We start from the raw sequence: 21,391 nt of genomic DNA, 5'->3' as shown, positions 1-21,391 counted from the left end.
CCGTTATCCACAAGTTCATCCACAGCAAGTAGTCGAGAACTACAAAGCTGTAACCATCGACTTGTGTACGAAGGGTGATCCCTCTACTCTGAGTGAGGTTCAACGCGAAGACCCCGACACAGGCGTCGGGATCGACGTCCTGGCCGGGGTCTCTAGTAGCGCTGGACACGCACTAGGAACTCTAGCGGACGGCTCGTGCCCTCGTCAGGGTCCGATGCCTCTCATGGCCGGATCTCGCGTGATCCGACCTGTCCGGGTGATGGTCACCCAGACAGTCGCCCATGAGAGGAACCGAACTTCGGTGCGCTTTTCTGAACTCCACGGACTCCGTCTGTCCGATGCTGACGACTGGTTCGATCCGTACCTTCCGGCCGACACCGCCTTGTGCGTCGACCCCTTCCTGATCTACCCCGATGCCGAAGAGCCCTGGTTCGGCGCTCACAATCACATCCTCGACTTCTTCGCGGTGGTCTTCGACCTCGTGCGCCAGTCGAAGGGCGATGTGAAGTCGCTGGCTTGGAAGAAGGCGCAGAGCCTGCTCCTATTCCCGGAGCCGGCGGAGTTCTGCCTGGGACTCGCAGACGGATCCCCCAACGGGTCAGGCGCGAGCTTCGGCCTGCAGGAGGGGATGCTGGACGGCGTCAAGACCGCCCTAGGGCTTGACATCGACAATGTGCCTCACATGGAGATGCTGGGCCTCTTCCAGGGCGGCATGGGCCTCGACCGCATGAGCGATGCCGTCTGCAACATCGCGAAGAGCTACTTCATTCGGTACACACAGGACGTTGCCCGGCGCCACGGAGTGCCGCTGCAGACCTTCCGGGTACAACACGCCGCGTGGAGTGCGGAGCAGGCGCTGTGGCTCGATCAGGATGTTGAACTTCCGGTCAACCCGTTCGTCAGCCGCCCCGCACCGGTGCTTCTCGTTCCGAAGCGTTTCCTCAAGGACATCCCGGTCGTCACCGCCAACGGCTTCTGGTCGTGGGCATGGAGCAACCACGCGGATACGCTCCGTGTGAACTTCAACTATGCGATCGCCAAGCGCGTCGATCGCTGGGAGAAGGCAAAGTTGGCTCGGCAAAATCCCCAGATCGTGGCTGAGTATCTAAAGTCACTGGAACACGAAGACCATGAGCCCTACGACGTTGACCGCGATCGCGGTATGCGAACGACGTGGTGGGAGAAGGGCGGCGAGATTGCTGCAAAGGCAACCACGTCGTTCGTGCCCAACGACCTGAGCGAGTTTCCCCAGTTCGTGGGCACCATCATCGACATCTTCAAACACGGGATCGAGCACCAGGACGAGTGGCAGCAGCTGTGGCACCGCGGCATCGCGATGCCGGAGAAGAAGGTGCAGTCGGTGTTCCGCAGCTGCGCGAAGCACTACTGCCAGGCCAACGACGTCGCGCTCATCGGCGAAGCCAACGCGGGCCGCGGCCCGGTCGACTTCGAATTCGCTCGTGGGTGGCGGGCACGCTCGTTGGTCGAGATGAAGCTGGTCTCGAACACGAAGTTCTGGGACGGCATCCTGGCCCAGACACCGCAGTACGCCATTTCGGCCGACGTGAACGTCGTGTACTTCGTCGCGATCGCGTACACGGACGAGGAGATGGCCGACAGCGTTACGACCAAGGTGATCAGAGCGGCCAAGCTTGCCTCAGATCGACACGAGGTCGACGTCCGGCCCATCATCATCGACGCTCGCCCCAAGCAGTCCGCGTCGAGGCTCAAGCCGTCACAGGAGCTTCGAGACGAGTTGCACCAGGGAACGACCGATCCGGGCGCTTCCGATGGGCCGGATGAGGACTCGACAGATCCCGGAACTCCGGACGAGTTCGCGGCGTGAGTCACTGGAACGGACGTATCTCCTGAAAGCAGATCGGCGTCGGACTCATCAGGCACAGAGGTTGCACGCCTGGTGATCCGGCGCCGATGGCACCTCGCCGTTCGAAAGATCTTGGTCCCGATTTGGTCCCGGCGATCTTGCAGGCCAGGAACGCGCAGCTCAGGACGGCGAGTGAGTGGAAGCGAGGGGACTCGAACCCCTAACCCCCGCCTTGCAAAGGCGGTGCTCTGCCAGTTGAGCTACGCCCCCAAGTCGAGGGAAACCCTCGGGTCTGACTAGCGCAGGTCCGGGGCGGTGGTCGCCTCGTGCCAGAGCGCGCGCTCTTCGCTCGCGGTCTTCACGCGCTTGGCGACATAGGCAGCGGCACCGACGACTGCGACCACCAGAAGCACCTTTTTCCACATGTGGGGCTAGCTGGAATCGAACCAGCGACCTCAGAGTTATCAGCTCTGCGCTCTAACCGACTGAGCTATAGCCCCGTTACACCGATCCCCGCGAAAAGCGGCGTATCAGCGCGACGGCCAAGGTTACCGCACCCGGCACCGAAGCCTCAAACCGGTTCCCCCCACGGCGAGCCGGGCCGCCCGCCGTGGGGGGAACCGCAGGTCAGTCCTTCTCCGCAAGCGTCAGCTCGATGCCGCCGACCAGGTCGGCGCAGACGTTGTAGATGAAGGAGCCCAGGGTGGCGAGCGCGGTGAAGAGGACCACGTTGACCACGCCGAGCAGGGCGGCGCCGCCGATGACACCCTTCGCGGTGATGCGGAAGGTGTCGTTGGCCTGGCCGCCGGTGGAGCTGACGATGTCGGAGAGTGCCTTGTTGACGCTGTTGAAGACGTCCATCGCGTCGAGGGCCAGGTAGAGCACCGACGTGGCGACGATGACCACCACGAAGAGCACGAACGACACCGCGAACGCGAACTTCATCACCGACCACGGGTCGATGCGCTTCAGGTGCAGCCGGGCCCGGCGCGGGCCGCGGCCGACGGCCGAGCTGACCGTCTTGCGCGCGGCACGGACGGCCTCGGTGACGCGGGCGGAGCCGCTCACCGACGGCGCGGCCGAGGGCGTGTTCAGCGCCTGGGTGGCGCCCGCGTTGGTCGGACGCACCGAGGCGCGGGCGACCGCGACGCTCGCCGTGCCCGTCGCAGCGCCGCTGGTGGGCGTGGCCGAGCCGAGCGTCACGGGCGGGGGCGTGACGACCCCTGCCGTGCCCTTCGCCACCGACGGCGCCTGGATCGGCACCGTCAACGAGTCTGGTGGCGGTGCCATGCCGGGGGCACGCTGATACCTCGGCGTGCCCCCGATCGTGGTCTCACCGGGCGTGCTGGTCCCGTTGATCGCGCCGGCGTCGCCGCCGGCGGCAGGCGCCCCCGAGTCAGATCCCGTCATGGCAGCCTCTCCGGCCGGCTTGGCCTCTTCGGTTGCTGCCGAGGCGGTCCCCGACTTCGCCTGTGTGTCTGTCATCAACTAGTCCTGTTCGTCGGGCTCATCGGCGTTACGGGCGATCGCGACGATGGTCACACCCTCCGGCAGGTCCATGAGCTTGACCCCCATTGTGTTCCGATCCCGCGTACGTCGTACAGGCTTCACCGGAGTCCGGATCACGCCACCATTTGAGGTGATGGCGAAAAGCTCATCATCCGGACTGATCACCGCGGCGCCAACAAGGCCACCGCGCCGAGACGTGATTTTAGCGGTGAGGACGCCCTTGCCGCCGCGTCCTTGTACCGGATATTCCTCGATGGGAGTCCGCTTGGCAAAACCACCGTCGGTGGCCACCAAGACGTCCAGGTCCATCCCCTCGCGCACCACTTCCATCGCCAGCAGTTCATCACCTTCGGCGAAGCGCATCCCGATCACCCCTGACGTCGCACGACCCATGGGGCGCAGGGTGTCGTCGTTGGCGGTGAAGCGGATCGCCTGCGCCTGCTTACTCACCAGCAGCAGGTCGTCCTCCGGGCCGAGCAGCGCGGCGCCGACGAGCTCGTCCTCGTCGCGCAGGTTGATGCCGATGATCCCGCCGGACCGGTTGGAGTCGAACTCCTCCAGCTTGGTCTTCTTGACCAGGCCGTCCTTGGTGGCCAGGACCAGGTAGGGCGACACCTGGTAGTTCGGGATCTCGATGACCTGGGCGATGTGCTCGTCGGGCTGGAACGCCAGCAGGTTGGCGACGTGCTGCCCCTTCGCGACGCGGCTCGCCTCGGGCAGCTCGTAGGCCTTGGCCCGGTAGACGCGGCCCTTATTGGTGAAGAACAGCATCCAGTCGTGCGTGGAGCAGACGAAGAAGTGGCTGACGATGTCGTCCTGCCGCAGCGTCGCGCCGGAGACGCCCTTCCCGCCGCGCTTCTGCGAGCGGTACAGGTCGACCTTGGTGCGCTTCGCGTAGCCGGTGCGGGTGATCGTGACCACGACGTCCTCGCGCGCGATGAGGTCCTCCATGGAGACCTCGCCGTCGAACGGGATGATCTGGGTCCGCCGGTCGTCGCCGCGACGGGACACGATCTCGGCGAGCTCCTCGGAGATGATCTGCCGCTGCCGGGCCGGCGTCGCCAGGATGTCCTTGTAGTCCGCGATCTCGATCTCGATCTTCGCCAGCTCGTCGAAGATGCGCTGGCGCTCCAGGGCGGCGAGCCGGCGCAGCTGCATGTCGAGGATCGCCGTGGCCTGGATGTCGTCGATGTTGAGCAGGTTCATGAGGCCGTTCTTCGACTCCTCGGCGCTCGGCGAGCGCCTGATAAGTGCGATGACCTCGTCGAGCATGTCGAGGGCCTTGACCAGGCCGCGCAGGATGTGCGCGCGCTCCTCGGCCTTGCGCAGCCGGTACTTGGTGCGCCGGACGATGACCTCGATCTGGTGCGTGACGTAGTGCCGCACGAACTGCGCGAGGTTGAGCGTGCGGGGCACGCCGTCGACCAGCGCCAGCATATTGGCGCCGAACGTCTCCTGCAGCTGGGTGTGCTTGTAGAGGTTGTTGAGCACCACCTTGGCGACGGCGTCGCGCTTGAGCACGATCACCAGGCGCATGCCGGTGCGGCCGGAGGACTCCTCACGGATGTCGGCGATGCCGGCGAGCTTGCCCTCCTTGACGAGGTCGGCGATGCGCTCGGCGAGGTTGTCCGGGTTGACCGCGTACGGCAGCTCGGTGACCACGAGGATGGTCCGCCCGCGGGTGTCCTCCTCGACCTCCACGACGGCGCGCATGCGGATCGAGCCGCGGCCCGTGCGGTACGCGTCGACGATGCCGGACGTGCCGACGATGAGGCCCTTGGTCGGGAAGTCGGGACCCTTGACGATCTTGATCAGCTCGTCGAGCGTCTCGGCCTCGTCGGCCTCGGGGTGGTCCAGGCACCACTGCACGGCCTGGGCGATCTCCCGCAGGTTGTGCGGCGGGATGTTGGTCGCCATGCCGACGGCGATGCCGGTGCTGCCGTTGACGAGCAGGTTGGGGATGCGCGACGGCAGGATCGTGGGCTCCTGGGCCCGGCCGTCGTAGTTGGGGACGAAGTCGACGGTGTCCTCGTCGATGTCCCGCAGCATCTCCATGGCGAGCGGGTCGAGCCGGGCCTCCGTGTACCGCATGGCGGCGGCGGGGTCGTTGCCCGGCGAACCGAAGTTGCCGTTGCCGTCGATGAGGGGGTAGCGCAGCGACCAGCTCTGCGCCATGCGGACCATGGCGTCGTAGATCGAGGCGTCGCCGTGCGGGTGGTAGTTACCCATCACGTCACCGACGACGCGGGCGCACTTCACGTAGCCGCGGTCGGGGCGGTAACCGCCGTCGAACATCGCATACAGGATCTTGCGGTGCACCGGCTTGAGGCCGTCACGCACGTCCGGCAGGGCACGCCCGACGATGACGCTCATCGCATAGTCGAGGTAGGACCGCTGCATCTCGACTTCGATGCCGATCGGCTCGATCCGGCTCGCGACCGCTGAACCACTCTCGTCGGGGGTCTCCGGAGTGGAAGTCGGTTCCGTCACTCTTTATCCCTTTTCTCAGTGTCGGCGATCAGATGTCGAGGAACCGGACGTCTTTGGCGTTGCGCTGGATGAACGAACGGCGTGCTTCCACGTCTTCGCCCATCAGGACGCTGAAAAGCTCGTCCGCGGTTGCAGCGTCGTCCAATGTCACCTGACGGAGCATGCGAGTCGCCGGGTTCATCGTCGTTTCCCACAGCTCGGGGTAGTTCATCTCGCCGAGGCCCTTGAACCGCTGGATGTCGTCCGGCTTGGCGTTGGGCTTGCTCTGCTGGCGCAGCGCGATCAGACCGTCACGCTCGCGGTCGGTGTACGCGTACTGCGCGTCGTCGCCCTTCTTGTTCCACTTGATCTTGTACAGCGGGGGCGCCGCCAGATACACGTGGCCGAGCTCGATCAGCGGACGCATGAACCGGAACACCAGCGTCAGCAGCAGCGTCTGGATGTGCTGGCCGTCGACGTCGGCGTCGGCCATGAGGATCAGCTTGTGGTAGCGCAGCTTCTCGATGTCGAACTCGTCGTGGATGCCGGTGCCGAGCGCGGTGATCAGCGCCTGCACCTCGTTGTTCTTGAGGACGCGGTCGATGCGCGCCTTCTCCACGTTGAGGATCTTGCCGCGGATCGGCAGGATCGCCTGCACCCGCGGGTCGCGGCCCTGCTTGGCGGAGCCGCCGGCGGAGTCGCCCTCGACGATGAACAGCTCGGAGACCCGCGGGTCGTTGGACTGGCAGTCGGCGAGCTTGCCGGGCATCGAGCCCGACTCCAGCAGCGACTTGCGCCGGGCCAGCTTGCGCGCCTGCGAGGCGGCCAGCCGGGCCCGGGCGGCCTGCGACGCCTTCGTGATGATGGTCTTGACCTCGGCCGGGTTGCGGTCGAACCAGTCGACCAGCCACTCGTTGCACACCTTCTGCACGAAGCTGCGGGCCTCGGTGTTGCCGAGCTTGGTCTTCGTCTGACCCTCGAACTGCGGGTTGGTCAGCTTGATCGAGATGATCGCGGCCAGGCCCTCGCGGATGTCCTCACCGGTGAGCTTCTCGTCGCCCTTGAGGAACTTCTTGTCCGCGCCGTACTTGTTCACCACGGAGGTCAGCGCGCTGCGGAAGCCCTCCTCGTGGGTGCCGCCCTCGTGCGTGTTGATCGTGTTGGCGAACGTGTAGACGCTCTCGCCATACGACTCGTTCCACTGCATGGCGATCTCAACGGAGATGCCGTCGCCGTCGGAGCCGAACTCCACCACCGAGCGGTGGATCGGCGTCTTGGTCGCGTTGAGGTGGCGCACAAAGTCGGCGATGCCGTTCTCGTAGCAGAACACCACCTCCCGCTTCTCCTCGGGCGCCTCGGCGCGCTCGTCGCGCAGCACGATCTTGAGCCCGCGGTTGAGGAAGGCATATTCCTGGATGCGCCGGTAGACCGTCTCGTAGTTGAACTCGAGGGTCTCGAAGATCACGCCGTCGGGCCAGAAGGTCACGCTGGTGCCGGTGCGGTCGGTGGGCTCGCCCTTCTGCAGCGGCTCGGGCACCGAGTTGCGGTAGGTCTGCCGCCAGACGAAGTCGTCCTTGTGGATCTCCAGGTCGATGCGCGTGGACAGCGCGTTGACAACCGAGATGCCGACGCCGTGCAGGCCGCCGGAGACGGCATAGGCCTTGCCGTCGAACTTGCCGCCGGCGTGCAGGACCGTCAGGACGACCTCGACCGTCGGCCGCTTCTCCTTGGGGTGCATGTCGACCGGAATGCCACGACCGTTGTCCACGACCCGCACGCCGCCACCTTCGAGCAGCGTGACCTCGATGGTGTCGCAGAATCCCGCCAGGGCCTCGTCGACGGCGTTGTCCACGACCTCCCACACCAGATGGTGCAGGCCGCGCTCGCCGGTCGAGCCGATATACATGCCGGGGCGCTTGCGGACCGCCTCGAGCCCTTCGAGCACGGTGATCGATGAGGAGTCGTAGGACTGTTCGGGCTTGTTTGCTACCACCCTCGGTCGCTTTCTCGCACTGGCCGGCCGCGCCGCTCGGCGCCCCGGGTCTCGTGCGGAGTCGTGCGAGCACTACGGTCACGACGCAGGCACGCCGAGGGCCTGCGCCCCACCCAGAGCGGGCGCCGTGACCACCGGCGGGCCGGCACCGCAGACGCGTGCACGCGGGTTGTGTCGGCTGGTTCTCAGAGCCTTCGCTCCTGCGGCAATCCTACTGTGCCCGTGCGACATTTTCGCATCGGGATGGCGCCTGTAGTCCCCGTAGCGGCCCGAACGGTACGGGGCGAAGGTCCCCCTACGCGGGAGGGGTTCCGGCGGGCGATGATGGGCGGCACGGCGAGCTTCGAAAGGATGCCTTCGGGTTCGGCACCTGCGGGGGTCGCGCGAGCGGTCGTTCGTGCCGTATGTTCCCCGCCGCGGGGGCGGGGAAAGTGTGAGAGCGAGGGGTCCGCGATGGGCTTGGACAACGTCGCCGTGCAGTGGCCGCGCACCGGCAGGTTCTATGACCCGGTGGCGCCGGCCGAGTTCGTCGACTTCGCGGAGCTGGCCGAGAAGCTGCCGCTGCACGCGGGGCCGGCGGCAGCGCTGGCGGATCACGTGGCGAAGACCGGCACGGTGCGGGTGACCGGCTACACGGAGCTGGTCGACCTGCTCTTCGGTCTCAATGGTGTGCTGTTCGCCACCGACGCCGCGGCCGAGGACGAGGATCCGGTGATCAGCCCCGACGACTGCGCCTGGATCGCCGGCGGGCTGGAGCGCTTCGTCAACGGCCACCAAGAGTTCGGCGACGAGATCACGTTCGAGACCGTGAGCACGGTGCTGCGGCGTGCCCTCGAGGGCTCCCGCCTGGCCGAGCAGCAGCTGCGGTGGCTGCAGAGCCGCCTCGACGCGCTGCGCGACGACACCGGCAACGCTCCGCAGTGGAGCTACACGATCGCCGAACTTGACGTGCTGGCGAAGTTCTACCGCCGCTGCGCCAACCGCGGGTTCGCCGTCTACGCCGACTTCTGAGCAGGCCTCTGGAAGGACAGCCTTTTGTAACGGCGCCGGCCGTCAGCCGTAGGTGTCGCGCGGGCCCCGCCCGCGCACCCGCCTCGGCCCGCGGCTCCACGACGGCGTGCTCGGCCCCTGGATGTGCAGCTTCTTGACGACGTTGTGACCGACCTCACCCGCGATGCGGGCGATCAGCCGCCCCGAGAGCATCCGCAGCTGGGTGGCCCACGCCGTCGACTCCGCCTCGACGGTCAGCTCGCCGTCCTCGAGCTTGATCGGCCGGCAGTGCGCGGCGACGTCGGCGCCGACGACCCGCTCCCACTCGCCGAACACGGTCGCCTCGGCCTTCGGCTTCTGCCAGCCGCGCGCCTTCATCATCCGTTCGAGCAGCGTGCCGAACAGCTGCGGGTCGCGCGGGTCGGGTCCCGGTCCGGTGTACCCACGCCGCCGTCGCGGATCCCCCGTAGCCGGGTCGCCGACGGCCTTACGGCGCGGCTGGGCCCGGCGCTTGGCCAGGGCCGCCTCGACGGCCGCACGGGCCAGCTCCGGCCCGCTCTGTCCGGTGCCCTCCGTGCCGCCGCGGCCGCCCCCGCCGGAAGCCGCGGACCCGGCGTCGCCCTGCCGGCCGGACGTGCCGTCGTCAGCCACGTCGCACGTCGCCTCCGCCCACCTCGTACCGTGCACCGCGCAGCGAACGCGGCACGTCGTCGTCGACGGCGCACGTGACGATGACCTGGCTCGCGCCGCTGACGAGCTCGGCGAGCCGCTCCCGGCGGCCCACGTCCAGCTCGGCGAACACGTCGTCCAGCACCAGCACCGGCTCCACGCCGTCGTCCCGCAGCAGATCGTAGGCCGCCAGGCGCAGCGCCAGCGCATACGACCAGGACTCGCCGTGGCTCGCGTAGCCCTTTGCGGGCAGGTCGCCCAGGGTCAGCGTCAGCTCGTCGCGGTGCGGCCCGGCCAGGGTCACCCCGCGCTCGACCTCCTGCTTGCGGGCCTCCCCGAGCGCGGCGAGGAGGGCCTGCTCGATGCCGGCCTGCCCGTCGGGCCCCGCCGGAAGATCGGCCGGCAGCGGGAAGGACGGGCTGTAGGCGATGCGGGCCTCGGACCGGCTGGCGCTCACCGCCGCATACGCCTTCGCCACGTGCGGGGCCAGCGCGGCGACCAGGTCGAGCCGAGCGCGCACCAGCTGGGCGCCGTGCTGCGCGAGGTGGGCGTCCCAGACGTCGAGGGTCGACAGGTCGCCGCCGCGGGTGCCGCCGGTCTTGCGGGCCAGATATGCGCTGCGCAGCAGGGCGTTGCGCTGCTTGAGCACCCGGTCGTAGTCCGAACGCACCCCCGCGAAGCGCGGCTGCCTGGTGACCAGCAGCTCGTCGAGGAGCCGGCGGCGCTCGCCCGGGTCGCCGCGGATCAGCGACAGATCCTCCGGCGCGAACAGCACCAGCTTCAATGCGCCCAGGATGTCGCGGGTACGGCTCACCGGCGAGCGGCCCAGTCGCGCCTTGTTGGCCTTGCCCGGCTCGATCGACAGCTCGACGAGCAGCTCGCGCTCGTCGTGGACGATGGCGCAGCGCACCACCGCGCGGCTGGTGCCGAACCTGACCAGCGGCGCGTCGGTGGCGACCCGGTGCGACTCGAGGCTGGCGACATACGCGAGGGCCTCGACCAGGTTGGTCTTGCCGACGCCGTTGGGGCCGACCAGCACGCACGCCCCGGGCCCGAACTCGACGACGACCCGCTCGTAACTGCGGAAGTCGACGAGCTCGAGACCCCGGACGTACAAACTCAGTCCTTCTTGACCGCGTGGCCGCCGAACTGGTTGCGCAGCGCGGCCACGGCCTTCATCGCCGGCGAGTCGTCCTGGCGGGACGCGAACCGGGCGAACAGCGACGCCGCGATGACGTTCATCGGCACGGCCAGCCGGATGGCCTCCTCGACCGTCCAGCGGCCCTCACCGGTGTCGTCGGCGTAACCGCGCAGGCCGTCGAGGTTGGGGTCCTCGTCCAGCGCCCGGTCCATCAGGTCCAGCAGCCACGACTGCACGACGGACCCGGCCCGCCACGACTTGAACACCTCGGGGATGTTCTCGACGTATTCGGAGGCCTCGAGCAGCTCGTAGCCTTCGGCATAGGCGTGCATCATGCCGTACTCGATGCCGTTGTGGACCATCTTGGCGTAGTGCCCGGCACCGACGGGGCCGGCGTGCGCGAAGCCGAACTCGCCCTCCGGCTTGAGGCCCTGGAAGATCGGCATGCAGTGCTCGACGTGCTTCTTGTCGCCGCCCACCATCAGCGCGTAACCGTTGGTCCGGCCCCAGATGCCGCCGGACACGCCGACGTCGAGGTAGCCGAGGCCCTTCGTCGCCAGCCGCTCGGCCCGCGGACGGTCGTTGCTGAAGCGCGAGTTGCCACCGTCGATGACGATGTCGCCGGGCGACAGCAGACCGGAGAGCTCGTCGATGGTCGGCTCCGTGTACTGCACGGGAACCATGATCCACACCACGCGGGGCGCGGCGAGCTTCTCCACCAGCTCGCTGAGGGACGACACGTCGGTGACGTCCGGGTGGTGGTCGTAGCCAATGACCTCGTGCCCGGCGGCCCGCAGCCGCTCGCGCATGTTGAAGCCCATCCGGCCCAGGCCGATGAGACCGAGCTGCATTTGTGGTGCCTCCGAACCTCAGCTGCCGATGCGAACCGGCATGATCAAGTACCAGTATCCGGGGATGATTTCTCCATCATCCTTGGCCGGGGACATGACCGCAGGCTTCTTCGGGTCAGTGAACGACAGCACGGCGATCGGCGCGTCGAGCGCCTTGAGGCCGTCGAGCAGATATTGATGGTTGAAGGCGATCGTCATCGGCTCGCCCTCGTAGGTGCAGTCCATCGCCTCGCTGGCCCGCGCGTCCTCGCTGCCGCTGGCCTCGACCACGAGACCGTCGCCGCTGAACGACAGCCGCACCGGGGTGGACCGCTCGGCGACCAGGCCGACGCGCCGCACCACCTCGTTGAGCGCGGACACCCGGATGCGGGCCTGCGCGTTGTGCGTGTCGGGCAGCAGCGCCCGCACCTTCGGGAAGTCGCCGTCGAGCAGCCTGGACGTGGTGCGCCGGGTGCCGCCGGCGAACCCGATCATGCCCTCGCCGATCTTGCCCCGGGACAGCGCGACGGAGACCAGGCCACCGACAGGGCCCAGCGTCTTCGCGGTGTCATCGAGGGTACGGGCGGGCACGAGCGCGGCGAGGCTCACGTCGTCCTCGTCGGGGCGCCACTCCAGCTCGCGCACGGCGAGCCGGTAGCGGTCGGTGGCGAGCAGCGTCAGCTTGCTGCCCTCCAGCTCGATCCGCACACCGGTGAGCATCGGCAGGGTGTCGTCCCGGCCGGCGGCGATCGCCACCTGCGAGACGGCGCCGGCGAACGTGGCCGCGTCGACCGTGCCGGCCAGCTCGGGCATCTCCGGCAGCGTCGGATAGTCCTCGACGGGCATCGTCGGCAGGGTGAACCGGGCGCTGCCGCAGGTGATCTCGACGTGCGACCCCACCGCGGCGACGTCGACCGGCTTGGCCGGCAGCGACTTGGTGATCTCGGCGAGCAGCCGTCCGGAGACGAGCGTCGCGCCGTCGGCGTCGGCCTGGACCTCGACGGTCACCTGGCTGGACACCTCGTAGTCGAAGCCGGACACCTGCAGGCGGCCGTCAGCGACTCTGAGCAGTACGCCGGCAAGCACCGGCACAGAAGGGCGGCTGGGCAGGCTCTTGGCTGTCCAGGCGACGGCATCGGCGAGCGCGTCGCGCTCGACTCGGAACTTCATCGCGGTCCTCCCGCGTCGTCTCGTCTCAAGCGTGGTGCTGCATCGAACCTTAGGGCTTCCGCGGTCGTGCCGTGCACCGACCCCACCAAATTTCGAGCCCAGAAGTTTTCCACTTGCTGATGATTGCTTTTTTCTCTCTTTTAAAGAGATTTACTTCGTAGTCATAGGTGGTGTGGATTCTGTGGACAACCCGCGTTTTACCTGGTCAGGGCACTTATGTCTCTGGGTATGGACTGTGCATAACCCCCTGTGTACAAGGTTGTGGATTGTGGATAAACCGTCGTCCACAGGCGTTATCCACCGGCTATCCACCGGAAATCCACAGGGTTCGTCCACCGTCTGGGGATAAGTCGTTCCGAGACGCACTCACGTTCCGTCGACGGTTCGATCACTCTTCGGATGTGTCCACACCTCTTCCACACGTCCTCCCCAGGAGTTATCCACAGACTGTGGACGACGGCTGTGTGCAACCCGTAGTCATCCCGTCACTTGTGATCGTCCCGTCACGCATCGTGGTCAAGAGTTGGCACAAGTCAAGTTATCCACAGGCTCTGTGGATGAAGTCTGTGTATAACTCGGACAAACCCCGTGGGGGTATATGCCCATACCCTGTGGACTTCCTGGGGACGAGCCTGTGGACAACGTATGGGCATAAGCGCCTGGATCCCAGGTCGGCGGCCTGTGGACACGGTGGATAACGTGCTTTGTCCACAGGCTGTAACCAACCTCTGGGGAAAGTGCATTCCCGGCATATCGACCTGGACCCGTCGAGGAACCCACAGCGCTGTCCACAAGCGCTTCGTGAGACTCGCTCGCTTCTTCGTTGTGCACAGCCGTCTGGTCGTACACGCGAAAAGGGCCGCGACAGGCTGAACCACGCCTGACACGGCCCTCTCGGGCGGGACTCGCCCCGCTACGTCGTCTGCTTGATGCGGTTCGTCAGCTCGGCGATCTGGTTGTAGAGCGAGCGGCGTTCGGCCATCTGCTGGCGGATCTTGCGGTCGGCGTGCATGACCGTGGTGTGGTCGCGGCCGCCGAACGCCTGGCCGATGCGCGGCAGCGACAGGTCGGTCAGCTCACGGCACAGGTACATGGCGACCTGGCGCGCGTTGACGAGCACCCGCGACCGGCTGTGCCCGCGCAGGTCCTCCAGGCTGACGCCGAAGTAGTCGGCGGTCGACGCCATGATCTGGTCCGCGGTGATCTCCGGCCCCGAGCCGTCGGGGATGAAGTCGCGCAGCACCTCCTCGGCGAGGCCGAGCTCGACCGGCGCGCGGGTCAGGTTCGCGAACGCGGTGACGCGGATCAGCGCGCCCTCCAGCTCGCGGATCGACGACGCGACCCGCGACGCGATGAACTCCAGCACGTCCGGCGGCGCGAACAGCCGCTCCTGTGCCGCCTTCTTCTGCAGGATCGCGATGCGGGTCTCGAGGTCCGGCGGCTGGATGTCGGCCAGCAGGCCCCACTCGAACCGGGTCCGCAGCCGGTCCTCCAGCGTCGCCAGCTGCCGCGGCGAGCGGTCGGAGCTGATCACGATCTGCTTGTTGGCGTTGTGGAGGGTGTTGAACGTGTGGAAGAACTCCTCCTGCGTACGCTCCCGCGTCTCCAGGAACTGGATGTCGTCGATCAGCAGGATGTCGACGTCGCGGTACCGCCGCTGGAACGCCTGCGTCTTGTCATCGCGCAGCGAGTTGATGAAGTCGTTGGTGAACTCCTCCGTCGACACATAGCGCACGAAGCGGGCGTTGCCGAGCATCGTGGCGTACTGGCCGATGGCGTGCAGCAGGTGCGTCTTGCCCAGCCCCGAGCCGCCGTAGATGAACAGCGGGTTGTACGCCTTGGCCGGCGACTCTGCCACCGCGACCGACGCGGCGTGCGCGAAGCGGTTCGAGGATCCGATGACAAAGGTCTCAAAGGTGTACTTCGGGTTGAGCCGGTTGCCGGCCGAGTCGCCGGCGGGGGTCTGCGCGCTGCGGCGGTCCTCGCGGCCGGTGCCCGGGTTCGACGGCGGCCGTGGCGGCAGCGGGTCCTCGTCCTGCAGCGGGGAGCGGCGCAGCCGTTCGTCGCGGGCGGCCTCGAACGCGGTGCCCGAGTGCTCGGTCCGCTCCGCCGGCGTCCAGCCCGTCTCGGTCGGCAGGTCGAACAGCCGGTCGCTGCCCTCGCGGGCGGTCGGCAGCTGCTGGTCCGGCCGGCCGTGGTCGTGCGACCGGCCGTGATCGTGCGACCGGCCGTGGTCGTGCGACCCACGCTGGTCGTGTTGGTCGTTCGGACCGCGCTGGTCCAGATCGAGCTGCTCCTGCTGGCCGGGCTGGGCCGACGGGAACGGTGACTGCTGATACTGCGGCTGTTGATATTGCGGCGGCGGGTACTGCAGCTGCCGCTGGAACGGCGGTCCCGAGGTCGGCTCGGCCAGCTGGCCAGCGGTGCCGTTGGACCAGTGCGACGCGGACGGCGCGGGCAACGGCGGCGCGTCCTCCGGCGGGCGGACCGTGACGGCTACCTGGATCGCCCGGCCGAGCAGCCGGGACAGCGCCTCGGTGATGACCGGGCGCAGGCGCGACTCGATGACGTCGCGGGTGAAGGCGTCAGGCACGGAGAGCAGCGCGGTGTCCTCGACGATGGCCCGTAGCCTCGTCAGCCGCAGATAGGCACGCTGCTGCGCCGAGACGATCTCGTCTGCGAGCTCGTCCGTTGCCGCATGCCACACCGCTGCGAGGTCGGTGTCAGTCACCGTTCGCGCACCCCCATCGTCGCCCCCACCGCGAGTGGACCGTGCGCCGGAAGTTCCGCCCGTCCCGGCCCCCATTGTCCACAGGTTTTCCACAACCTGTGTATCAACGAGGCATGTCCCGTGGACGGATCGTCCTGATTCCCTCTCGCCCCGTGTCGACCTGGCGGTGTTCGACCGGTGCGCGGAAGGTTCTGCAGGTCGGATGCGGTGCCGTGCCCCCTGTGGCGCATCCGGTTGGTCGCGGAAAGTCCTTTGTGTCCCGTCGCCGGTCGTCGCGGTGTCTACCGGCAACCGGGCACGTTAACAGCGTTGTCCACAACCACTCAACCGTTGTCCACAAGTAACCTGTGGATTTCCGGGCGCTCGCGGGCCATCGTTGACGGTCTGTAGGGCCGCGCGTACCCTGGTTCGGCTGGGGAAGCTTTCCCTGATAAACTCCAGTGACCAGCCCTACGCCGCTACGAAGACGGAGCCCGACGTGAGCAAGCGCACCTTCCAGCCGAACAACCGCCGGCGCGCGAAGACCCACGGTTTCCGGCTGCGCATGCGCACCCGTGCCGGCCGCGCGATCCTGTCGGCGCGCCGCGCCAAGGGGCGCGACCGCCTGTCGGCCTGATCCGACGCCGGGCCCTCCGGGAGGCAGCGTGCTGGCGGCCGCTCAGCGTCTGCGGCGGCGGAAAGACTTCGCCGCCACCATTCGCAACGGTCGCCGCGCCGGTCGCGGAGCCCTCGTGGTGCATTTCCTGCAGTCGACTGCCGAGCCGGCGCCAGCAGATCAAGCATCTGCCCGCGCCGGCTTCGTCGTGTCTGCGTCGGCTGCCGCCGGGCCCGTCGCTGAGTCTGTGGGGTCCGGCTCCAGCTCGGCGTCGGGCGCGGCGTCTGGTCCAGGCTCCGCTGCTGACCTCGGCTCGGCTGGTCCCAGTTCGGCCAGTCCCAGTCCGTCCGGTGTCAGTTCGGCCGGTGTCAGCTCGGCCAGTCTCAGCTCGGCGTCGGATCCGGCTTCGGGAGTTGGCTCGGGTTCGGACTCGGCTTCCGGCTTCGAGCTGTCCGTGGAGCCTGCCTCCGGGGCGGGCGGCGTCATGCCGGCGCGGGCCGGCTTTGTGGTGTCCAAGGCCGTTGGCAACGCGGTGGTGCGCAACCTCGTGAAGCGCCGGCTCCGGCACCTGATCCGGCCGCACCTGGCCGACCTCCCACCGGCGTCGACGATCGTCGTCCGGGCGCTGCCGGCCTCGGCCACGGCACGCTACGAGGACCTCGGCCGTGATCTTGAGGCAGCGTTGGCGGCCGCTCGTCGGCCCAGGAGCCGGGAGGGACGTCGATGAACGTCGGAGCCCGGGTCGTTGCCGCTCCCATCGTCGCGTACCGTCGTTGGATAAGCCCGGCGTTGCCGGCGCGTTGTCGGTTCTACCCGTCGTGCAGCGCTTATGCCCTGGAGGCGGTCGGCACTTACGGCGCGATCCGGGGAATCGGTCTCGCGATCTGGCGGCTGCTGCGCTGCCACCCATTCCACCCCGGTGGGTTCGATCCGGTGCCTCCGCGCCGGGGAGCCTCGCCCGAGCCCGAGTCGACGTGACTGGAGCAGTGTCGTGATTAGCAAGCTGATGGGCGGGATCTACTGGCTGATCTCGCAGGTGATGCTGTTCTGGCACACCGTGTGGGACAAGGTCATGCCCGACCACCGCACGCTCGGCACCAACTGGCAGTGGGTTCTCGCGATCGTTTTCCTCGTGATCACGGTCCGCGTGGTGCTGTTCCCGATCTTCGTGAAGCAGATCAAGTCGCAGCGCGCGATGCAAGCGATCCAGCCGAAGATGAAGGAGCTGCAGGAGAAGCACAAGGGCGACCGGGAGACCCTCCAGAAGGAGGTCATGAAGCTCTACCAGGAGGAGAAGGTCAACCCGCTCATGGGCTGCCTTCCGATGTTCCTGCAGATCCCGGTGTTCATCGGCCTCCTGCACGTGCTACGTCACCTCAAGCCCGGCACCTCGGATCACCAGATGCAGCTGTACGGCTGGAGCATCCCCGAGTTCATGGGCGCCGTCGACGCCCGGCTCTTCGACGCCCCGATCGTCGCGAAGTTCAGCAGCAGCGCCTCGGACCTGGCGAAGATCGAGGCCAACTCGACCACCGTCAAGATCGTCGCCGCGATCCTGGTCGCGCTGATGATCACGACGACCTACCTGACCCAGCGTCAGATGATTATGAAGACGGGCTGGAACACCGACCCGCAGCAGCGCATGATCCAGAAGTTCATGCTCTACGGCATCCCGTTCTTCACCCTGACCTCCGGCTGGTACTTCCCCATCGGCGTCATCATCTACTGGGTCACCAACAACGCGATCACCCTCGGCCAGCAGTACTGGGTCCTGCACAAGTACCCGCCGCCGGCGAGCGCCGCCGCGAACACCACCCCGTACAAGGGGGGCCCGAAGAAGACCGGCGACGCCAAGCCGGTCAGCGGCGTCCGGGCGTTGCTGACCAAGGCCAAGGACGACGCCGCGGCCCAGCAGGCAGCGGCTGCAGCGGCGGCCGCGGCCAAGGCGAACGGCAAGGCGCTCGCCCCGAAGCCCGGCGCCAAGCCAGTCAACCCGAAGAAGGGTGGCGCCGCGAAGCGGCAGTCGGGTTGATGCGACCCCGCCGGTCCACCCCTCACCCCGGACCGGCGAGTGGCGCTCCCTGCGCACCACCACCCCTCACCGACGACCTGTGACGGCGCCTCGGCGCCCCAAACAAGCGGAGATGAGTTTCGTGACCGACACCACCAGTGATCTCGACGCGCGCGGTACCAAGGGCGACGCTCTGGATCAGGACGCCAACCTCGACGAGGTCGAGGACGGCGACGCCGCCGAAGCCGAAGCCGGCGACGCCGCCCCGGCGGCTGCGGGCGGCAACGGCCGAGCTGCGGCCGACCTGTTCCGGGAGAGCGAGATCGCGGCCGACTACGTCGAGGGCCTTCTCGACATCCTCGACTACGACGGCGACATCGACGAGCTCGTCGTCAGCGGCCGCCCCGTCGTCGAGGTCGTCGAGGGCGGCGACGGCTCCGGCCGCCGCCTCCAGGCGCTCGTCGGCCAGCGCGGCGCCACCCTTGAGGCGCTGCAGGAGCTGAGCCGCCTCGCGGTCTTCCGGCAGACGGGCTCCCCCAGCCGCCTGCTCCTCGACGTCGGCGGCTACCGGGCGCTGCGGCGCAAGGAGCTCGGCGCGATCGCCAAGAACGCCGCCGAGAAGGTGAAGGAGTACGGCGAGGCCGTCAGGCTCGAGCCGATGAGCGCCTTCGAGCGCAAGTGCGTGCACGACGTGATCAATGCCCTCCCGGGCGTGGAGAGCGAGTCGGAAGGCGTCGAGCCGGCCCGGCGGATCGTGGTGCGGCCCGTCGCCTGATCGGTACTGCCGCTGGTTTTGTTCCTGCTTTTCGGCGGGGCGTCCCTGAGGGGGCGCCCCGCTTTCGTGTGCCGCCGCTGGGCTTGCGCCTCGCCTGATCCGTCAGCGTTTCCGCGTTGCGGTCCTCCCGGCCGGCGCTCTCTGGCTTCGTGTGCCGCGGACGTGGCTGTGCCACCTGTCTGGTCGAGCCGTGTCTCGCTGTGCCGTCGCCTCTCAGCTTGCCGTCCTCTCGACTTGCCGCTCTTTGTCCACCACCGGCGGGGGCGTTGTCCCCGCGTGGCCGGGCGGTTCGGGGATCGGGGACAATGGAGGCAGACGCGACTGGCGGCACCGGGATGGGACGGACCATCGGGGAGCTCGAGTTGTGAGGGTCGACCGCCTGGGTCCTCACGTCGAGGAGTCGTATGTCCACGACCACTGCCGTACTGCTGCCCGGCGCTCCCGTCGCCGAGCAGATCCTCGCCGACGTTGCGAACCGGGTCGCCGCGCTGCGGGCCCGTGGCGTCGTGCCGTCGCTCGCGACGATTCTCGTCGGCGACGACGATGCGAGCGCCGGGTACATCCGCATCAAGCAGCGCCAGGCCGCCGAGCTCGGGTTCGCATCGCCGCATGAGCACCTGCCCGCCAACGCGACGCAGGACGAGCTGCACGCGGTCATCGACCGGTTCAACGCGGACCCCGATGTGCACGGGTTGCTCATCCAGTACCCGACGCCGCAGCACCTCGACTACGACACCGCTCTGCAGCGCGTCGACCCCGACATGGACGTCGACGGCATGCACCCGCTGAACCTCGGCCGCCTCGCCGCCGGGATGCCCGGACCGCTCCCCTGCACGCCGGCCGGGATCGAGGCGCTCCTCGCGCACTACGAGATTCCGGTCAGCGGCCGTGAGGTCGTGATCCTCGGCCGCGGCGCGACGCTGGGGCGCCCGCTCGCGATGCTGCTCTCGCAGAAGCGCCCGACCGCCAATGCCGCGGTCACCGTGGTGCACACCGGTGTTGCCGATTGGCCGCGGTACACCCAACGCGCCGACATTCTCATTGCCGCCGCGGGCGTCCCGGGCATCATCCAGCCCGAGCACGTGAAGCCGGGCGCCGTCGTCATCGGGGGCGGTGTCCGCTACTCGGGCCGCCGCCTCCTGCCGGACGTCGACGAGTCGTGCGCGAGCGTCGCCGGCGCCATCACCCCCCGAGTCGGCGGCGTGGGCCCGACCACCGTCGCCATGCTCTTCCGCAACGCCATCACCGCCGCCGAGCGCCGTTTCACGTGAAACATCGGTCCCGGGGCGCTCACAAGTTGCGGCCCGGGACCGCATCAGTCGGACCGTCCGTCCTCCGGGCCTCTCTCGGCGGCCACGATGCGCTCCCCCGAGTGCCGCGAAGCCCACCGGCCCGCCCAGCGGAGCGCACATGATTTGCTTGACCGTATGGATGGTGCTGTTCCGCATGAGGTATTGCCGGCCGCCGAGAAGGTCTTCGGCGATCGGCTTCCGTTGGCTGAGCGGTTCGCTCAGTTGCTCGTCACCGACGGGGTGATCCGGGGTCTGATCGGCCCTCGCGAGGCGCCGCGGATCTGGGAGCGGCACCTGCTCAACTGCGCCGTCCTCGGTGATCTGATTCAGTCGGGCGCCACGGTCGTTGACGTCGGCTCCGGCGCCGGACTGCCCGGTATGGTGCTCGCAGTGGCTCGTCCCGACCTGCATGTCACGTTGGTCGAGCCGCTCGCACGACGTACCGCGTTCCTTTCCGAAGCGGTGACGGCGCTCGGCCTCGAACGGACCACCGTGGTCCGGGCGCGGGCCGAGGACTGCGTCGGGAAGCTCCCGCTCGCCGATGTCGTCACCGCCCGGGCAGTCGCACCGCTGGACCGGCTTGCCGGTTGGTGTCTTCCCCTCACCGCCGTCGGTGGGCGACTGCTCGCGCTCAAGGGAGCTTCCGCTGCGGCCGAGATCGCCGAGCACACGGAGACCCTGAGCCGGCTCGGAGCGGGCACGCCATCGGTACGCCTCTGCGGGGACGCCGTCCTGGCGGAGCCGACGACGGTCGTCGAGATCGTGCGGGAGCGGGAAGTCGCGCAACGCCGGAAGGGCAAGCGCGGCCGGTAAACCGGGGGGCGGGCCAAAAGCGTCCCCCGGACACGGGGGAACGCGGGGGTTCGACGATGGACATCAGGAACTGTGGCAGCGGCTGGCCGGTCGCGCCGGCGAAGCGACTCGGTGGTCTACTTCGCCGAGTCGACGGCTTTTTGGTCTTCTTGCGGCCGAGTGAGAGTGACAAGGGCGACGACGCGCCGATGAGCCATAGCTCAGGTCGCCTGTGCGCCGTAGGCTGGCCGCGCGCCGTTCTTGCGTTCCCGGCGCCGGTCACCGCGGCCAGTCGAGACCTCGTGTCGGGCGGTGCGCCGGAGGTGGGCACCGCGTCGCTGACGGCCGGCAGTGCACATCCTTCCGAGCGGGACGGGACTGACATGGTGCGCGACAGCGGTGATGACCCCGACTTTGGCGATGGCAGTTCGCATGTTTCACGTGAAACGGGGAGTGGCACGGGCGGCGAACTCAGGGCGGATGCAAGGGCGCGGAGCGCCGACGGAATAGAGGGCTGGGGCGTTCGGCCGGTGCCTCAGCCGCGCGTAGAGCATCCGGTTGGTACGACACGCGGCGCCACGGTGGAGTTTCACGTCAGC

General features: G+C 68.1%; 16 protein-coding genes, 2 tRNA genes and 3 pseudogenes. 10 read left to right on the top strand and 11 right to left on the bottom strand.

What is annotated here, in order from left to right; all coding sequences use genetic code 11:
- Positions 1–238: 238 nt before the first annotated feature.
- A complete protein-coding gene (locus AB0H83_RS22910; RefSeq protein ID WP_360097309.1) occupies positions 239–1,846 on the top strand; it encodes a hypothetical protein in 1,608 nt (535 codons plus the stop codon).
- A 176-nt stretch (positions 1,847–2,022) separates the two neighbouring features.
- Here AB0H83_RS22910 and AB0H83_RS22905 read toward each other — a convergent pair.
- The 6 genes from AB0H83_RS22905 to gyrB form a co-directional block, all read right to left on the bottom strand.
- Positions 2,023–2,095: transfer RNA gene (locus tag AB0H83_RS22905), tRNA-Ala, on the bottom strand.
- Between the two features lie 26 nt (positions 2,096–2,121).
- Positions 2,122–2,250, bottom strand: coding sequence for a DLW-39 family protein (locus tag AB0H83_RS22900; RefSeq protein ID WP_239136238.1), 129 nt, complete (start codon positions 2,248–2,250; stop codon positions 2,122–2,124).
- Between the two features lies 1 nt (position 2,251).
- A tRNA-Ile gene (locus tag AB0H83_RS22895) sits at positions 2,252–2,325 on the bottom strand.
- Between the two features lie 127 nt (positions 2,326–2,452).
- Positions 2,453–3,310 carry a DUF3566 domain-containing protein gene (locus tag AB0H83_RS22890; protein WP_360097305.1) on the bottom strand — a complete coding sequence of 286 codons (858 nt, stop codon included), beginning with the start codon at positions 3,308–3,310 and terminating at the stop codon, positions 2,453–2,455.
- A gap of 3 nt (positions 3,311–3,313) precedes the next feature.
- Positions 3,314–5,824 carry a DNA gyrase subunit A gene (gyrA, locus tag AB0H83_RS22885; RefSeq protein ID WP_360097302.1) on the bottom strand — a complete coding sequence of 837 codons (2,511 nt, stop codon included), beginning with the start codon at positions 5,822–5,824 and terminating at the stop codon, positions 3,314–3,316.
- Positions 5,825–5,852: 28 nt separating this feature from the next.
- Positions 5,853–7,796 (bottom strand): DNA topoisomerase (ATP-hydrolyzing) subunit B, encoded by a 1,944-nt coding sequence (gyrB, locus tag AB0H83_RS22880; RefSeq protein WP_360097299.1) that lies wholly within the window; start codon positions 7,794–7,796, stop codon positions 5,853–5,855.
- A 453-nt stretch (positions 7,797–8,249) separates the two neighbouring features.
- On the opposite strand from gyrB, the gene AB0H83_RS22875 reads away from it, so the two are divergent.
- Positions 8,250–8,807 carry a hypothetical protein gene (locus tag AB0H83_RS22875; protein WP_033359914.1) on the top strand — a complete coding sequence of 186 codons (558 nt, stop codon included), beginning with the start codon at positions 8,250–8,252 and terminating at the stop codon, positions 8,805–8,807.
- 42 nt (positions 8,808–8,849) lie between these two features.
- Here AB0H83_RS22875 and AB0H83_RS22870 read toward each other — a convergent pair whose 3' ends face one another.
- From AB0H83_RS22870 to dnaA, 5 genes are all read right to left on the bottom strand, one after another.
- The gene (locus AB0H83_RS22870; RefSeq protein ID WP_360097365.1) at positions 8,850–9,332 is read right to left on the bottom strand and encodes a DciA family protein; all 483 of its coding nucleotides are present in this window, start codon (positions 9,330–9,332) and stop codon (positions 8,850–8,852) included.
- A 97-nt stretch (positions 9,333–9,429) separates the two neighbouring features.
- Complete coding sequence (gene recF, locus AB0H83_RS22865) at positions 9,430–10,572, bottom strand: DNA replication/repair protein RecF (RefSeq protein WP_360097296.1); 1,143 nt, start codon at positions 10,570–10,572, stop codon at positions 9,430–9,432.
- Between the two features lie 2 nt (positions 10,573–10,574).
- Entirely contained in the window at positions 10,575–11,447 is an 873-nt protein-coding gene (gene gnd, locus AB0H83_RS22860) for a phosphogluconate dehydrogenase (NAD(+)-dependent, decarboxylating) (protein WP_360097293.1), read from the bottom strand.
- An 18-nt stretch (positions 11,448–11,465) separates the two neighbouring features.
- Complete coding sequence (gene dnaN / locus AB0H83_RS22855; protein ID WP_360097290.1) at positions 11,466–12,596, bottom strand: DNA polymerase III subunit beta; 1,131 nt, start codon at positions 12,594–12,596, stop codon at positions 11,466–11,468.
- Positions 12,597–13,509: 913 nt separating this feature from the next.
- Positions 13,510–15,327 carry a chromosomal replication initiator protein DnaA gene (dnaA, locus tag AB0H83_RS22850; RefSeq protein ID WP_360097287.1) on the bottom strand — a complete coding sequence of 606 codons (1,818 nt, stop codon included), beginning with the start codon at positions 15,325–15,327 and terminating at the stop codon, positions 13,510–13,512.
- Positions 15,328–15,805: 478 nt separating this feature from the next.
- Between dnaA and rpmH the strand changes: the two genes are divergently transcribed.
- The 8 genes and pseudogenes from rpmH (at position 15,806) to rsmG (ending at position 20,813) form a co-directional block, all read left to right on the top strand.
- Positions 15,806–15,943 (top strand): 50S ribosomal protein L34, encoded by a 138-nt coding sequence (gene rpmH, locus AB0H83_RS22845; protein WP_033360019.1) that lies wholly within the window; start codon positions 15,806–15,808, stop codon positions 15,941–15,943.
- Positions 15,944–15,971: 28 nt separating this feature from the next.
- Positions 15,972–16,142, top strand: a pseudogene (locus AB0H83_RS22840) (ribonuclease P protein component); the annotation flags it as partial.
- Positions 16,143–16,409: 267 nt separating this feature from the next.
- Positions 16,410–16,649, top strand: a pseudogene (gene rnpA, locus AB0H83_RS22835) (ribonuclease P protein component); the annotation flags it as partial.
- Positions 16,646–16,917: pseudogene (gene yidD, locus AB0H83_RS22830) on the top strand (membrane protein insertion efficiency factor YidD). The pseudogenes rnpA and yidD, both read left to right, overlap by 4 nt.
- Positions 16,918–16,928: 11 nt before the next feature.
- Entirely contained in the window at positions 16,929–17,954 is a 1,026-nt protein-coding gene (gene yidC / locus AB0H83_RS22825) for a membrane protein insertase YidC (RefSeq protein ID WP_360097362.1), read from the top strand.
- A gap of 112 nt (positions 17,955–18,066) precedes the next feature.
- Positions 18,067–18,708, top strand: a complete 642-nt coding sequence (locus AB0H83_RS22820) for a R3H domain-containing nucleic acid-binding protein (RefSeq protein ID WP_360097284.1) — start codon at positions 18,067–18,069, stop codon at positions 18,706–18,708.
- Between the two features lie 404 nt (positions 18,709–19,112).
- Positions 19,113–19,979 carry a tetrahydrofolate dehydrogenase/cyclohydrolase catalytic domain-containing protein gene (locus tag AB0H83_RS22815; protein ID WP_360097281.1) on the top strand — a complete coding sequence of 289 codons (867 nt, stop codon included), beginning with the start codon at positions 19,113–19,115 and terminating at the stop codon, positions 19,977–19,979.
- A 156-nt stretch (positions 19,980–20,135) separates the two neighbouring features.
- Positions 20,136–20,813: a 16S rRNA (guanine(527)-N(7))-methyltransferase RsmG gene (gene rsmG / locus AB0H83_RS22810; protein ID WP_360097359.1), complete on the top strand. Its 678-nt coding sequence runs from the start codon at positions 20,136–20,138 to the stop codon at positions 20,811–20,813.
- Positions 20,814–21,391: the final 578 nt, after the last annotated feature.

Origin of the sequence: Dactylosporangium sp. NPDC050688, assembly GCF_040654515.1 — a bacterium.
Taxonomy (GTDB): domain Bacteria; phylum Actinomycetota; class Actinomycetes; order Mycobacteriales; family Micromonosporaceae; genus Dactylosporangium.
The sequence above is the reverse complement of the archived record's forward strand: the minus strand, read 5'-3'. Positions and strand labels throughout refer to the sequence as shown.

Coding starts and splice junctions, on each gene's coding strand:
- AB0H83_RS22900 (WP_239136238.1), bottom strand. CDS start 2,250: ATGTGGAAAAAGGTGCTTCTGGTGGTCGCAGTCGTCGGTGCCGCTGCC.
- AB0H83_RS22890 (WP_360097305.1), bottom strand. CDS start 3,310: ATGACAGACACACAGGCGAAGTCGGGGACCGCCTCGGCAGCAACCGAA.
- AB0H83_RS22875 (WP_033359914.1), top strand. CDS start 8,250: ATGGGCTTGGACAACGTCGCCGTGCAGTGGCCGCGCACCGGCAGGTTC.
- gnd (WP_360097293.1), bottom strand. CDS start 11,447: ATGCAGCTCGGTCTCATCGGCCTGGGCCGGATGGGCTTCAACATGCGC.
- dnaN (WP_360097290.1), bottom strand. CDS start 12,596: ATGAAGTTCCGAGTCGAGCGCGACGCGCTCGCCGATGCCGTCGCCTGG.
- yidC (WP_360097362.1), top strand. CDS start 16,929: ATGGGCGGGATCTACTGGCTGATCTCGCAGGTGATGCTGTTCTGGCAC.
- AB0H83_RS22820 (WP_360097284.1), top strand. CDS start 18,067: ATGAGTTTCGTGACCGACACCACCAGTGATCTCGACGCGCGCGGTACC.
- AB0H83_RS22815 (WP_360097281.1), top strand. CDS start 19,113: ATGTCCACGACCACTGCCGTACTGCTGCCCGGCGCTCCCGTCGCCGAG.
- rsmG (WP_360097359.1), top strand. CDS start 20,136: ATGGATGGTGCTGTTCCGCATGAGGTATTGCCGGCCGCCGAGAAGGTC.